Annotated in this window: 15 protein-coding genes; 7 read left to right on the forward strand and 8 right to left on the reverse strand. The window is 50.9% G+C overall.

Going from position 1 to position 14,498, the window contains the following annotated elements; all coding sequences use genetic code 11:
* The first annotated feature begins 18 nt into the window (after positions 1-18).
* Positions 19-894 carry a putrescine utilization regulator PtrR gene (ptrR, locus tag OGX89_RS06115; protein ID WP_003032431.1) on the forward strand — a complete coding sequence of 292 codons (876 nt, stop codon included), beginning with the start codon at positions 19-21 and terminating at the stop codon, positions 892-894.
* Between the two features lie 222 nt (positions 895-1,116).
* Entirely contained in the window at positions 1,117-2,313 is a 1,197-nt protein-coding gene (locus OGX89_RS06120) for a sugar transporter (protein WP_126957167.1), read from the forward strand.
* A 43-nt stretch (positions 2,314-2,356) separates the two neighbouring features.
* Here OGX89_RS06120 and OGX89_RS06125 read toward each other — a convergent pair whose 3' ends face one another.
* Positions 2,357-3,022, reverse strand: a complete 666-nt coding sequence (locus OGX89_RS06125; protein WP_063941584.1) for a MarC family NAAT transporter — start codon at positions 3,020-3,022, stop codon at positions 2,357-2,359.
* 257 nt (positions 3,023-3,279) lie between these two features.
* Here OGX89_RS06125 and marR point away from each other — a divergent pair, with 257 nt between their 5' ends.
* Genes marR through marB form a run of 3 tightly spaced genes read left to right on the forward strand, consistent with a single transcriptional unit; the run spans position 3,280 to position 4,365 of the window.
* On the forward strand, positions 3,280-3,714 hold the full coding sequence (gene marR, locus OGX89_RS06130) for a multiple antibiotic resistance transcriptional regulator MarR (RefSeq protein WP_003832935.1): 435 nt from the start codon (positions 3,280-3,282) through the stop codon (positions 3,712-3,714).
* A gap of 18 nt (positions 3,715-3,732) precedes the next feature.
* Positions 3,733-4,116, forward strand: coding sequence for an MDR efflux pump AcrAB transcriptional activator MarA (gene marA, locus OGX89_RS06135; RefSeq protein WP_003032424.1), 384 nt, complete (start codon positions 3,733-3,735; stop codon positions 4,114-4,116).
* Positions 4,117-4,146: 30 nt separating this feature from the next.
* On the forward strand, positions 4,147-4,365 hold the full coding sequence (gene marB, locus OGX89_RS06140; protein ID WP_003832934.1) for a multiple antibiotic resistance protein MarB: 219 nt from the start codon (positions 4,147-4,149) through the stop codon (positions 4,363-4,365).
* Positions 4,366-4,395: 30 nt separating this feature from the next.
* On the opposite strand, the gene eamA is transcribed toward marB, so the two are convergent.
* On the reverse strand, positions 4,396-5,295 hold the full coding sequence (gene eamA / locus OGX89_RS06145) for an O-acetylserine/cysteine exporter (protein ID WP_126957165.1): 900 nt from the start codon (positions 5,293-5,295) through the stop codon (positions 4,396-4,398).
* 198 nt (positions 5,296-5,493) lie between these two features.
* Here eamA and ydeE point away from each other — a divergent pair, with 198 nt between their 5' ends.
* Positions 5,494-6,681, forward strand: a complete 1,188-nt coding sequence (ydeE, locus tag OGX89_RS06150) for an efflux MFS transporter YdeE (protein WP_003832932.1) — start codon at positions 5,494-5,496, stop codon at positions 6,679-6,681.
* 40 nt (positions 6,682-6,721) lie between these two features.
* Here the strand turns inward: ydeE and urtE are convergent, their stop codons facing one another.
* The 5 genes from urtE to urtA are packed head-to-tail and all read right to left on the reverse strand — an operon-like array spanning position 6,722 to position 12,189.
* The gene (gene urtE, locus OGX89_RS06155; RefSeq protein WP_003832931.1) at positions 6,722-7,420 is read right to left on the reverse strand and encodes an urea ABC transporter ATP-binding subunit UrtE; all 699 of its coding nucleotides are present in this window, start codon (positions 7,418-7,420) and stop codon (positions 6,722-6,724) included.
* Between the two features lie 9 nt (positions 7,421-7,429).
* A complete protein-coding gene (gene urtD / locus OGX89_RS06160; RefSeq protein ID WP_063941582.1) occupies positions 7,430-8,227 on the reverse strand; it encodes an urea ABC transporter ATP-binding protein UrtD in 798 nt (265 codons plus the stop codon).
* The gene (gene urtC, locus OGX89_RS06165) at positions 8,227-9,300 is read right to left on the reverse strand and encodes an urea ABC transporter permease subunit UrtC (RefSeq protein ID WP_003832929.1); all 1,074 of its coding nucleotides are present in this window, start codon (positions 9,298-9,300) and stop codon (positions 8,227-8,229) included. Before urtC ends, urtD begins: the two co-directional genes overlap by 1 nt.
* Complete coding sequence (gene urtB / locus OGX89_RS06170) at positions 9,300-10,874, reverse strand: urea ABC transporter permease subunit UrtB (RefSeq protein WP_126957163.1); 1,575 nt, start codon at positions 10,872-10,874, stop codon at positions 9,300-9,302. The genes urtC and urtB overlap by 1 nt, the downstream gene beginning before the upstream one ends.
* Before the next feature lie 43 nt (positions 10,875-10,917).
* On the reverse strand, positions 10,918-12,189 hold the full coding sequence (gene urtA / locus OGX89_RS06175; RefSeq protein ID WP_003832925.1) for an urea ABC transporter substrate-binding protein: 1,272 nt from the start codon (positions 12,187-12,189) through the stop codon (positions 10,918-10,920).
* A 486-nt stretch (positions 12,190-12,675) separates the two neighbouring features.
* Here urtA and mgtS point away from each other — a divergent pair, with 486 nt between their 5' ends.
* Positions 12,676-12,771 (forward strand): protein MgtS, encoded by a 96-nt coding sequence (mgtS, locus tag OGX89_RS06180; protein WP_003032406.1) that lies wholly within the window; start codon positions 12,676-12,678, stop codon positions 12,769-12,771.
* Positions 12,772-13,056: 285 nt separating this feature from the next.
* Here mgtS and OGX89_RS06185 read toward each other — a convergent pair whose 3' ends face one another.
* Positions 13,057-13,983 carry a diguanylate cyclase gene (locus OGX89_RS06185; RefSeq protein ID WP_126957161.1) on the reverse strand — a complete coding sequence of 309 codons (927 nt, stop codon included), beginning with the start codon at positions 13,981-13,983 and terminating at the stop codon, positions 13,057-13,059.
* Between the last annotated feature and the right edge of the window lie 515 nt (positions 13,984-14,498).

The raw sequence follows: 14,498 nt of genomic DNA on the forward strand, positions 1-14,498 counted from the left end.
TCACGAATAGAGAATATTATGGATCTGACGCAGTTGGAAATGTTCAATGCCGTCGCGGAGACTGGCAGTATTACGCAGGCCGCCGCGAAGGTGCATCGCGTGCCATCCAATCTCACCACCCGTATACGTCAGCTTGAAGCCGACCTGGGTGTTGATCTGTTTATTCGTGAAAACCAGCGCCTGCGGCTTTCCCCATCCGGGCACAACTTTTTGCGCTACAGCCAGCGGATCCTGGCACTGGTTGAGGAAGCCAGGATGGTCGTCGCCGGGGATGAGCCGCAAGGACTCTTCTCTCTCGGCTCGCTTGAAAGTACAGCAGCAGTTCGCATCCCCGCCACGCTGGCTGAATATAACCAGCGTTACCCCAAAATTCAGTTCGCGCTGGCGACAGGTCCTTCAGGCACAATGCTGGACGGCGTGCTCGACGGTACATTGAACGCTGCCTTTGTCGATGGTCCAATTACCCATCCGGGACTTGAAGGAATGCCTGTCTACCGTGAAGAGATGATGATTGTCACGCCTAACGGTCATCCCCCCATTCAGCGGGCCAGCGACGTCAACGGTTGCAGTATTTACGCCTTTCGCGCCAACTGTTCCTATCGCCGCCATTTTGAAAGCTGGTTTCATGCCGATCGCGCCATGCCCGGCACCATTCATGAAATGGAGTCATATCACGGCATGCTGGCCTGCGTCATTGCCGGCGCGGGTATCGCACTGATCCCGCGTTCGATGCTGGAGAGCATGCCAGGGCATCATCAGGTCAACGCCTGGCCGCTAAGCGAGAACTGGCGCTGGCTGAATACATGGCTGGTCTGGCGCAGAGGTGCAATGACACGTCAGCTGGAAGCGTTTATTGAGGTGTTGAACCCTCAGTTATCACAGAGCCCGGAGTAACTGGCGCTCCTCAAAGAACATGAATACCTGTAAATCCGGGTGAAGTCATACGCCCGGAATTTCATTATTATTGAAATACTTAAAAATACGAGGAATGTTCGGCAGCAAATTGTGGCGCCCTGCCAATGAAATGAGATCCGCATCACAAAATGATTGTATTTTCGCCAGCAAACGTTTTAAGATCGTGACCTTACCTTTTCGCAGCTAATCCTCTTATTTGATATGACAACAGACACTGTTTCCCGCAAGGTCGCGTGGCTACGGGTAGTTACGCTTGCCATTGCCGGTTTTATTTTCAATACCACAGAGTTTGTCCCTGTCGGCTTGCTGTCCGACATCGCACAAAGCTTTAATATGCAGACTGCTCAGGTCGGGATCATGCTGACGATCTACGCCTGGGTTGTCGCCCTGATGTCGCTCCCTTTTATGTTACTTACCAGTCAGGTGGAGCGCCGAAAACTGCTGATCTGTCTGTTTGTTGTGTTTATCGCCAGTCATGTTCTCTCTTTCCTGGCATGGAATTTTACCGTGCTGGTAATTAGCCGTATTGGTATTGCCTTTGCGCACGCTATTTTCTGGTCGATCACCGCATCGCTGGCGATCCGCCTGGCTCCTGCCGGTAAACGTGCACAGGCTCTCAGCCTGATTGCCACCGGCACCGCGCTGGCTATGGTATTGGGCCTGCCCATCGGGCGCATTGTCGGTCAGTATTTTGGCTGGCGCACCACCTTCTTCGCCATCGGCATGGGGGCGTTAGTTACCCTGCTTTGCCTGATTAAGCTCCTGCCCAAACTACCCAGTGAGCACTCCGGCTCTTTAAAAAGCCTGCCGGTGTTATTCCATCGTCCGGCATTGATGAGTCTGTATCTACTGACGGTGATTGTGGTCACCGCACATTACACGGCCTACAGCTATATCGAGCCGTTTGTGCAGACCGTCGCGGGTCTGAGCGCAAACTTTGCTACCGTGCTGTTGCTGGTTCTGGGTGGCGCGGGAATTGTCGGTAGCGTCATTTTCGGTAAGCTGGGGAATCTGCATGCTTCCGTACTGATTAGCAGTGCCATTGCCCTGTTGACGGTATGCCTGGTGTTGTTACTTCCCGCTGCTGACAGCGAAATGCACCTTGCTATCCTGAGTATTTTCTGGGGCGTCGCCATCATGCTGATAGGTCTGGGCATGCAGGTGAAAGTGCTGGCGCTTGCTCCTGATGCGACTGACGTCGCAATGGCACTGTTCTCAGGCATCTTTAATATCGGTATTGGCGCTGGCGCGCTGGTAGGCAATCAGGTGAGTTTGCACTGGTCAATGTCTACGATTGGTTACGTCGGCGCAGTGCCTGCCGTGGTGGCGTTGATATGGTCGGTGATTATCTTTCGTAAATGGCCGGTATCGCTGGAAGAACAGCCTCAGCATTCGTAAAAAATGTGCCCGGTAGACATTACCGATTACCGGGCATAGTGTTCTAAGCGTAGGTTTTAATAATTTCCAGCACGCCGTTAATAATAAACTGCACGCCCATACACACCAGCAGGAAGCCCATCAGACGAGAAATCGCTTCGATACCACCTTTGCCGACGAGGCGCATGATCCCCCCGGAACTGCGCAAACAGCCCCACAGGATAATCCCAACAACCGCAAAAATAATCGGCGGCGCGATCATGATCACCCAGTCCGGAAATTCGGAGCCATGGCGCACGGTTGACGCGGAACTGATGATCATCGCAATCGTCCCCGGACCGGCAGTGCTTGGCATAGCCAGCGGTACAAAGGCGATATTGGCAGTCGGCTCGTCTTCCAGCTCTTCTGACTTGCTTCTCGCTTCCGGAGAATCATGTGCCTTCTGCTGCGGAAACAGCATCCGAAAGCCGATAAACGCAACGATTAACCCACCCGCAATACGGAGTCCGGGAATCGAAATCCCGAAGGTATTCATCACCAGTTGCCCGGCATAGTACGCCACCATCATGATGGCAAACACGTAAACAGATGCCATGAGTGACTGACGGTTACGCTCTGCGCTGTTCATGTTGCCCGCGAGGCCAAGGAACAACGCCACGGTGGTTAACGGGTTTGCCAACGGTAACAGGACTACCAGCCCCAGCCCTATTGCTTTAAACAAGTCCATCATAATGTCATCTTTCCTGTGCGTTAATCGTCAACGGCAAGTATACGGTGAAATCCAGAAGATAAGCCATTTTCGCGATGTAAGGATTCATTTTTCATCCGCACGTATAAACCATAATTATCAGATCGTTAAATTTCCACATTCCAGGTATTGAGTCTGATGATTTAGCAAAACGTGGCATTTGCGGATTCATTCGTTTGACTTATATTTGCCTAAGCAATAATATCAGCCGTGACTAACTACTTGCCAGGGCAACCATTGTGAAAAACACCAGTGATCTGTTTAACGAAATCATCCCACTGGGTCGTTTGATCTATATGGTTAATCAGAAAAAAGATCGTTTGTTAAACGACTATTTGTCACCGCTGGATATCACGGCATCGCAGTTCAAGGTGCTCTGCTCCATCCGTTGCGCGGTGTGCATCACCCCTGTCGAATTGAAAAAAGTGCTGTCTGTCGACCTTGGCGCCCTGACGCGGATGCTGGACAGACTGGCCTGTAAAGGCTGGATAGAAAGGCTTCCGAATCCACATGATAAGCGTGGCGTGCTGGTGAAACTCACCGAGCATGGCGCAGCAATTTGCGAGCAGTGTCATCAATTAGTAGGGCAAGACCTGCACCAGGAACTAACAAAAAACTTAACGGCGGATGAAGTAGCCACACTTGAGCACTTGCTTAAGAGAATCCTGCCGTAACCAGAAAGAGGTATGACGATGTCCAGACGCAATACTGACACAATCACTATTCATAGCATTTTGGACTGGATCGAAAATAACCTTGAATCGCCGCTCTCACTGGAAAAAGTGTCAGAGCGTTCAGGTTACTCCAAATGGCACCTGCAACGGATGTTTAAAAAAGAAACCGGTCATTCACTGGGTCAATACATTCGCAGCCGTAAAATGACTGAAATAGCGCAAAAACTAAAAGAAAGTAACGAGCCTATTCTTTATCTGGCAGAGCGTTACGGTTTTGAGTCTCAGCAGACGCTGACCCGGACATTCAAAAACTATTTTGATGTTCCGCCGCATAAATACCGTATGACGAATATGCACGGCGAATCACGCTATTTGCTCCCACTTAATCAATGTAATTGCTAAACGCCAGTTAACGACGTAACCGAGGAAATCATGAAACTTCTGTCTTATGCAATGCTGGCCCTGCTGTTTGTTGTTTCGGGCCAGAGCATGGCGGAACAGACCGCGCAACCTGCCACCCAGAACAGTCGCGACGCGATGATTATGCCCCCTGCGCACGATCAGTCCCCGTTCGATTTTAATCATATGGGTGCAGGCAGCGACAAGTCCGACGAATTAGGTGTGCCTTATTACAATATGCGCAACCTGTAATTATATTGCCCCGCCACTGCGGGGCTTTTTTTAGCCCCTCACCGACGCAACCTTACGCAACCGAAAGCCAAACACATTGATATACAACCCAGCCATGATCAGTAGCGCACCGAGCAGTTGCAATCCGGTCAGCGTTTCATCCAGCAGCACAACCGCACTCGCCAGTCCAACGACCGGCACCAACAGCGACAGCGGCGCTACACGCCAGGTCTCATAGCGTCCGAGTAACGAACCCCAGATACCATAACCCACGATGGTCGCCACAAACGCCAGATAAACCAGTGACAGAATGGTGGTCATATCTATCGCCACCAGACTTTGGGTAATTTGCGCTGGACCATCGAGAATTAATGAAGCAAGGAAGAACGGAGCAATAGGGATTAACGCGCTCCATACCACCAACGACATAACGGCCGGGCGCGAGGTATGCTGCATGATTTTTTTGTTAAAGATATTGCCACAGGCCCAGCTTAGCGCCGCCGCCAACGTCAGCATAAAACCGAGCATGCCAACATGCTGCCCGTTCAGACTGGCCTCAATCAGCACCAGCACGCCAAATACCGCCAGCGCAATGCCTACCAGCTGTTTACCCTGCAGACGTTCGCCAAAGGCGAATGCCCCCAGAATGATGGTGAAAAACGCCTGAGCCTGTAATACCAGAGAAGCTAACCCGGCAGGCATACCGAATTTGATAGCGCTAAAGAGAAACGCAAACTGCCCAAAACTGATGGTCAGCCCATAGCCGAGCAACAGCGAAAGTGGGATTTTCGGCCTGGCAACAAAGAGTATTGCCGGGAACGCCACCAGTAAAAAACGCAGCCCTGCCAGCATTAAAGGGGGCATATTATGCAGCCCCACTTTGATGACCACAAAGTTCAGTCCCCAAACCACAACGACCAGTAACGCCAATAACCCGTCTTTACGCGACATACCACCGCCCCTGCAAATATTAAATTTTTGTAAACAAGTTAAAGTAACGGAAATCGTTGTGCCGTAACAGATCATTATTTCAGGTAGGCTACGCAAGGCATTTTCGGACAACTTATTGAGTGTACATCACAGTTTTAGCATGCTATTTGTTTCTTATATCTAAAAAAAACATAACAACATGCATTGTCGGGCAGGAAAATGAATATCTCTCTGAGAAGGTCCACTCTCGCGTTACTCGCGTCATCTTTGTTATTAACAATTGGCCGTGGCGCCACTCTGCCATTCATGACGATTTACCTCAGTCGTCAGTATGGCCTGGGTGTCGATCTGATCGGTTATGCAATGACAGTAGCACTGACTATTGGCGTCGTTTTCAGTCTTGGATTCGGCATCCTGGCCGATAAATTTGAAAAAAAACGCTTTATGCTGCTGGCAATTTGTGGCTTTGCGTCCGGCTTTATTGCGATCCCACTGGTGCATAACGTGGTGGTCGTGGTTTTGCTCTTTGCTCTGATCAACTGTGCCTACTCCGTCTTCGCCACGGTGCTGAAGGCCTGGTTTGCCGATAATCTGTCTGCTACCAACAAGACTAAAATTTTCTCGCTTAACTATACCGTGCTGAATATTGGCTGGACCGTTGGTCCACCGCTGGGCACGCTGCTGGTGATGCAAAGCATTAACCTGCCATTCTGGCTGGCTGCCGCCTGTTCAGCATTGCCACTGGTGTTTATCCAGACCTGGGTAAAACGTTCAACAGCACCATCAGAAGGTTTAAACGCCGCGGTGTGGTCCCCTTCGGTACTCCTGCGCGACCGGGCATTATTCTGGTTTACGTTGTCGGCCTTTCTGGCATCGTTTGTTGGCGGTGCTTTTGCGTCCTGTATTTCACAATACGTTATGGTGGTCGCCGATGGCGATTTTGCCGAGAAAGTCGTGGCGGTGGTCCTGCCCGTGAACGCCGCCATCGTAGTATCACTGCAATACGCACTTGGCCGCAGGCTCACCGCCACGAATATCCGCCCGTTAATGACAATGGGTACAGTCTTCTTTGTCGTTGGCCTGATCGGTTTCGCCTTTTCCGGCAACAGTCTGTTGTTATGGGGAATTTCTGCTGCCTTTTTCACTATCGGCGAAGTCATTTACGCGCCGGGCGAATATATGCTTATCGACAACATCGCGCCAGCAGGCATGAAAGCCAGCTATTTTTCCGCCCAGTCGTTGGGCTGGCTTGGCGCAGCGGTTAACCCATTAGTCAGCGGCGTCATTTTAACCACATTGCCGCCATGGTCGCTGTTTGTCGCGCTGATAGTGGCGATCGTTCTTGCCTGGGCGCTCATGATAAAAGGCATGCGCGCCAAGCCCTGGGGGCAGACGGCAGTCTGCTGATGAGTATAGCGACAGAGCCGAAACCGCTCTGTCGCATACCTCAGATTGCAACCAGTCCCCGTACGCCCTCGGCCTCCATATTTTTACCGTCGCCGCGTTGAATAATGCTGCCCCGCGACATCAGCAGGTATTTGTCGGCTAGCTGCTGCGCAAAATCATAGAACTGCTCCACCAGCAAAATGGCCATATCACCCCGGTGCGCCAGTTGAGAAATAACCTGACTAATCTCTTTAATTACCGAAGGCTGAATCCCTTCGGTGGGCTCATCGAGGATCAACAGCTGTGGGCGACTTGCCAGCGCTCGCCCAATCGCCAGTTGCTGCTGTTGCCCGCCGGACAAATCTCCGCCTCGCCGATGCTTCATCTCCTGTAAAACCGGAAAGAGCGCGTAAATATCATCTGGCACATGCCGGGCCTCCGGTGCTGAAAAACGGGAAAGACCGAGCAGCAGATTCTCTTCTACCGTCAAACGCGGAAAAATATCACGCCCCTGTGGGACATACGCCACACCGGCCCTGACCCGCTGATGCGGCTTCCAGTGAGTGACATTTTTATCCTGCCAGAGCACGCTTCCGCTACGGGCCGGAATAATCCCCATCAGACACTTTAGTAGTGTTGTTTTCCCCACGCCGTTACGCCCCAGCAGGCATGTCACCTCGCCGATACGCGCTTCAAAGCTCACCCCGCGCAGAATATGGCTGCCACCATAATATTGATTTAGTTCTTTCACCTGCAGCATATGAACTCCTTAACGCCCGAGATAGACTTCAATAACCTGCTCGTTGGCCTGCACATCGCGAAGGCTCCCCTGAGCGAGGACACGTCCCTGATGTAATACTGTGACGCGATCGGCAATGGTTTCAACAAATCCCATATCGTGCTCAACAACCATCAGAGAGTGCTTACCGGCAAGCTGGCGAAACAGCTCCGCCGTGTATTCCGTTTCCGCATCCGTCATCCCCGCCGCGGGTTCATCCAGTAGCAGTAAATGCGGCTCCTGCACCAGCAGCATGCCAATTTCGAGAAACTGTTTTTGCCCATGCGAAAGCAGTCCGGCGCGGCGGGTCCGCTCATTACCCAGCCGCAACAGCGCCAGTACTTCATCAATATGATCCCGTTGTTCGCCTGAGAGTCGTGCCCGTAGAGAACCCCAGACAGATTTATCATTTTTCAGCGCCAGCTCCAGGTTCTCCTCCACCGTTAATGCTTCAAATACCGTGGGCTTCTGAAATTTCCGTCCAATCCCCTGACGCGCGATGGCGATGGGATCCAGCGTTGTTAAATCGGTCGACTGGTCGTATATCGCACGACCACTTTGCGGTCTGGTTTTACCGGTTATGACATCCATTAACGTCGTCTTCCCGGCGCCGTTGGGGCCAATAATACAGCGCAGTTCCCCGACGCCAATATTGAGCGAGAGATCCGTTAACGCCTGGAATCCGTCGAAATTAACGTTAATTTTTTCCAGTTGGAGTACCGGGTCCGTTTGTTCGCGAAACCGATCGCCCGGCATCTGGCGTGTAAAAAGTCCTTCATCCGGCTGCATTATTTGTCTCCTTTGCGAAACAGGCCAATCACACCACTAGGTAAAAAAAGCGTAACGCCAATAAAGATCAGGCCAAGAAACAGCTGCCAGTATTCCGGCATAATGACGGTAAACAGGCTTTTAGCACCGTTCACCAGTACTGCGCCAAATACCGGGCCGATCAGGGTTCCACGTCCGCCCAGAGCAACCCAAATCGCCGCTTCAATCGAGTTGGTCGGCGACATTTCGCTGGGGTTGATAATCCCTACCTGCGGGACATAAAGCGCCCCGGCCAGGCCGCACAGTACAGCTGAAAGCGTCCACACCAGTAACTTGAAACCTTTCGGATCGTAACCACAGAACATCAGACGGTTCTCGGCATCACGCACGGCGGTCAGAATACGACCAAACTTACTGCGGGCCAGCGCAAGTCCCAGCCATATTGCCAGCACCAGCAGCATAACCGTCGCCAGAAACAGCGCGATCCTGGTGGACGTCGCGGTCACCGGAAACCCCAGAATGGTGGTAAAACCGGTAAAACCGTTATTTCCACCAAAGCCGGTTTCATTGCGGAAAAACAGCAGCATTCCGGCGAAAGTCAGGGCCTGGGTCATGATGGAGAAATAGACCCCTTTGATTTTTGAACGGAAGGCAAACCAACCAAATACCAGCGCCAGCAGGCCCGGCACCAGAACAACCAGCAGCATCGCCCAGAGAAAATGTTGCGTCCCCCACCAAAACCAGGGCAGCTCGCTCCACGACAGGAATGACATAAAGGCCGGTAATCCTTCGCCGGAAGCCTGACGCATCAGGTACATTCCCATCGCATAGCCCCCCAGCGCGAAAAAGATACCGTGTCCCAGCGAGAGCATTCCGGCATAGCCCCACACCAGATCCAGCGCAACGGCCACAATGGCATAGCAGAGAATTTTCCCGGCCAGCGTCAACGTCCACACCGATATGGCCAGCGGATGCTCCGCGGGTAACAGCGCAAGAAACGGCAAAATAATCAACGCCAGCAGTAAGCCCAGACCCAGCACGCGTGTTGCACGCGGCGCTTTACGCGCCAGCGTTATTGTCATTGGCATCGTCATCAGTCAATAACCCTCCCTTTCAGCGCGAACAGTCCCTGAGGTCGTTTCTGAATAAACAGAATGATCAGCACCAGGATCATGATTTTGCCGAGAACCGCCCCCACCTGAGGCTCCAGAATTTTATTGAAGATCCCCAGCCCAAATGCCGCAGCCACGCTCCCGGCAAGCTGTCCAACGCCGCCCAGTACCACCACCAAAAACGAATCGATAATGTAGCTTTGCCCCAGCTCCGGTCCTACGTTACCTAGTTGCGAGAGCGCCACGCCTCCCAGACCGGCAATTCCTGAACCAAGGCCAAAGGCCAGCATATCGACTCGTCCGGTGGGTACGCCGCAGCAGGCCGCCATATTGCGATTTTGCGTCACGGCACGCACGCACAGCCCGAGGCGCGTTTTATTCAACAGCAGCCAGGTGAAGAACAGCACCAGCATGGCAAAGCCAAGCACCACTATTCGGTTCCATGGCAATATCAGATTGGCATAAACCTGAATACCGCCGGAAAGCCATGCCGGATTGGCGACTTCCAGGTTTTGCGCGCCGAAAGTCATTCGCACCAGTTGGATGAGCATCAGGCTGATACCCCAGGTCGCCAGTAGCGTTTCAAGCGGACGGCCATATAAATGGCGTATCACCCCTCGCTCGAGCAGCATTCCTACTGCCGCAGTCAGCAAAAAGGCGACCGGAAGTGCAATAACCGGATACCAGGCTAACCCGTGCGGGAAAAACTGCCCCATCAACTGTTGCACCATCCAGGTACAGTACGCCCCGAGCATTAACATCTCGCCATGCGCCATATTGATGACGCCGAGCAATCCATAGGTTATCGCCAGACCCAATGCCGCCAGCAGCAAAATAGAACCCAGTGACAGTCCCATGAAAGCCTGCCCTAGAAGATCCCCAACCTTCATGCGATGCGAGATGGAATTCAGACTTTCGTCAGCGGCAGCACGCACTCGGGCATCGGGTTCATGTTCAGCCCGGGTGAATGGCTGCAGGCGCGCCTGAGTTTCAGGATCATTTGACGCCCCTAATAGTTCGATTGCCTGAAGCCTGACCTCCGGCGAGGTGCTACTCAGTTGCAGATTTGCCAGTGCAATAGCGAGTGCGGATTTCACATCACCATCTGACTCCTGAGCCAGTCGTTGTTGTAAAAACGGCAGCATGCCCGGCTGCGCCTCACGCTGTAATGTACGAGCTGCCTCTCCCCTTACCGTGACACTGTCACTTAAAAGCTGATGGACAGCCAACGCTCCGGCTACCAAATTACGCAGGCGGTTAGTCAGGCGAGTTTTTTTTAGCTCGCCGTTTGGGGCTGTCGCTGTTCCTAACGGCTGTACGTGCGAGCCGTTCATGATGAAGGCATTTTTCGTGTTATCGGTCAGCAGGTTCTCATCTCGCAGCGCGCTGAGCAGCGGGATGCGCTGAACGTCGGGATTCACCGCCCATTGTTCAAGCAAGGCGGCCTGCTGAGCACGGTTGGCGGCGGTAAAGGAATCAGCATCTGCGGCCTGGGCTATCCACGGCAAAAACCACATCAGCAACAACACACCACGAATCAAGCGCATAGCTTTCATGAGCGTTCTCCAAAGCATTACCCTCCCGCAGGAGGGCGTTAGATCAGTTGCTGGCGGTTTTCACAGGCTGTTCAGATTTTTTATCATTACCAGCGATGTACGGACTCCACGGCTGGGCGCGGACCGGCTCATCGGTTTGCCACACCACGTTAAACTGGCCGTTGCCTTCAATCTCGCCAATCATGACGGGTTTATGCAGGTGATGGTTGGTCGCATCCATGGTCAGGGTAAAACCTGATGGTGCAGCGAAGGATTGCCCCGCCATAGCAGCACGAACTTTATCCACATCGGTAGTTCCGGCTTTTTCTACCGCCTGCGCCCACATGTGCAGGCCAACATATGTGGCTTCCATTGGGTCGTTCGTCACTACCGAATCAGCATTCGGTAATTTGTGCGCTTTGGCATACGCCCGGTAATCAGCGACAAACTTCTTGTTGGCCGCATTATCGACGGACTCAAAGTAGTTCCAGGCGGCAAGGTTGCCCACCAGCGGTTTGGTATCAATACCGCGTAGCTCCTCCTCACCCACGGAAAAAGCCACCACCGGCACATCGGTGGCTTTCAGCCCCTGATTCGCTAACTCTTTATAGAACGGTACGTTAGAATCCCCATTGATGGTTGATACCACCGCCGTTTTTCCCCCTGCGGCGAATTTTTTAATGCTGGCGACAATGGTCTGGTAATCGCTGTGTCCGAATGGGGTGTACACCTCTTCGATGTCTTTATCGGCGACCCCTTTTGAGTGCAAAAAGGCGCGTAAAATTTTGTTGGTCGTGCGCGGATAAACATAATCTGTGCCCAGCAGGAAGAAGCGTTTCGCGCTACCGCCGTCCTCACTCATCAGATACTCAACCGCTGGGATCGCCTGCTGATTGGGGGCTGCGCCAGTATAGAAGACGTTAGGCGACATCTCCTCACCTTCATATTGCACCGGGTAAAACAGCAGACCGTTCAACTCTTCAAATACCGGTAGAACCGATTTACGCGAAACCGATGTCCAGCAGCCGAAAACTGCCGCCACCTTGTCCTGACTCAGCAGTTGTCTTGCTTTTTCAGCAAATAACGGCCAGTTCGAGGCCGGGTCAACCACCACCGGTTCCAGCTTTTTACCCAACACACCGCCCTGAGCATTTATTTCATCGATGGTCATCAACGCCACATCTTTTAGCGGCGTTTCGGATATGGCCATCGTGCCGGATAACGAATGCATGATGCCAACTTTAATGGTGTCGGCTGCCTGAACGCTAAAACTCACGCCCATTGCGACAACAGAGGCAGAAAGTGCAAAAGCTTTTAAAAATGTACGACGCTGCATAGTTTCACTCCTGAAATTAGACTTGCTGAAAGCTCCGGTGCAGCCGGGCAGACAAAACGGTGCAAATTAAGGATGTTCAGAAGTGATAAGGCAAAAACGATGCCAGATATTAAAATATCATATAAAATCAATAAATTAGCATCTCACGCACAAAAATCAGTATTACATTTTCCCGCCAAAAGGATTAATCAAACGAAAAATTGAACCACCATGAGACAACTCTGCATTATAAACGTGCAACAATCTGTATCAGCAGCACACCGTCATAACAGCGTCTCAGGGTTTAAAAACAGGGTTGTTTGTGCGCAGATAAATGTGTCTCGTCACTATTATTTATTTTATTCGACGTGATCATGTCAAAAATTTACTTTTCAGTCGAAATAATCACACAGTTCAGCCTTTGTTTAAGATTGAATTGCTACTATAGTCATAAGCGAGGTGAACTTAAGGTAAGAGAGGAAACTCACAGATAAAGGAGCATTTACTATGCTGGGTAATATGAATATTTTTATGGCTGTTCTGGGAATTATTTTATTTTCCGGTTTCCTGGCCGCGTATTTTAGCCACAGATGGGATGATTGATGAACGGAGATAGTCCTGCACCGACCCGGCCCCTTGTTGCGTAGCTGCACAAGGGGCCATTTTTTTTACCTGAATCGCACTCGCTGTGCCTTTTTCCTGATTTACAGATAAAAAAAACCGCCGGATAAACCAGCGGTAAATGCTTGCATGGATAGATTTGTGTTTTGCTTTTATACGCTATCTGGCAATTCCCTGCGAAGATAACGGATAGTCAGCTAACCTATCATCGACAACCCCAATGAAAGTTAAACGAAACGCAACTACCTCAAAGCGTTTTTCGAAAACTCACGCACTGAGGGGATACGAGGTTCCGTCATTGGTGTCCACCAACGCAATTTGCTCATTTTCATCCATAAACATGCAGCGATTCCTGCCGGTCTGTTTCCCCTGATACATCGCCCTGTCGGCCCGACCAAGCACAGTATCCAGCGTTTCACCCTGTTGAACCCGGGTTATGCCTGCCGTCACCGTGATACCGATCTCTCCCTCAGCGTAGGGAATTTTTTTCTGACCAATCAGACGACAAAGTCGCAAACCCGCCTGGCATGCCTGCTCGTCCGTTTTTGTTCTGATGATGATAATGAACTCTTCTCCACCGTAACGGTACGCCGCCTCATCATATCGCGTCCATGACAATAAATTTGATGCCAGAGCGCGCAATACCACGTCACCGACCAGATGACCGTATGTATCGTTAACGTATTTAAAACGATCGATATCCAACAACAATATATAGAGATTAAGCGGTTCGGCGTCGAGCAACTGCCGATCAAAAGACTCATCGAGCATTCTTCTGCCAGGTAAACCTGTTAATACATCGATATTACTGCGGATACTCAATAAATATATTTTGTAGTCCATTACAGATGAGGTAAATGCCAGAAGCGCGTCCTGGAAACTGTCGAAATGCCATGAATGGCTACGTTTCTCCACTATAGCCAATAGCAACTCCTTGCCTAATAAATGCATCTTTTCGTGAGTGGCACTTATCTTGCTCACGTAACTACAATCATCCTCATTGTACCGCGATTGATTATTAAGCCACAGTCCAAATCGACAAACAAAATGCGAGTTTTCACCCATAATATCAGGCTGTGTTACATCTGAAGACACCACGCAGCGGAACATCTTTACCAGCCATTTGTAGTGGGCATCAATGGACTTGTTCAACTCAATCAAAATTGTATCTATTTCCTTCGTATTTCTCATCATCACGTTCTCTCTCCCTGTTCGAGCGTTTCTGATGGAATTATCTTAACGATAAAAAAGAAAATTTATGTAAATTTTTTAATAGTAATTAATAAGCCGCGATTAACAATAGCATTGCGCTATGCCACTGGTCGCGGCATAGCGTACATCACTCAGTTCATACCAGACTCAAATTGAACACGGCCATTGAGCCTTTTATTTTCGCGGATAGATAAAAACCGCTAAGAAAGCTGATGTGTATGCTTTAAGCTTTTTATAGCTATCTTTTTCCGATTAGAGACCTAAATTGCAAGGTTATTTCTTAGGTAATATAAAAACCGGGCGTTACACCCGGTTGGGAATGCACGAAACGATAGTGAGCAGTAGGCCGGATAAGGCGTTTACGCCGCCATCCGGCAATCTGTTACAAGCAGCCGGATGGCGCTTCGCTTATCCGGCCTACAGCGTAATTCCCTTTTCAGCACAATGATGAATTTATCGGCGTCATTATGTTTAGCTAAGCTGAATTGAGGACTTTC

It is taken from the genome of Citrobacter sp. Cpo103 (assembly GCF_030332605.1).
Taxonomy (GTDB): domain Bacteria; phylum Pseudomonadota; class Gammaproteobacteria; order Enterobacterales; family Enterobacteriaceae; genus Citrobacter; species Citrobacter portucalensis.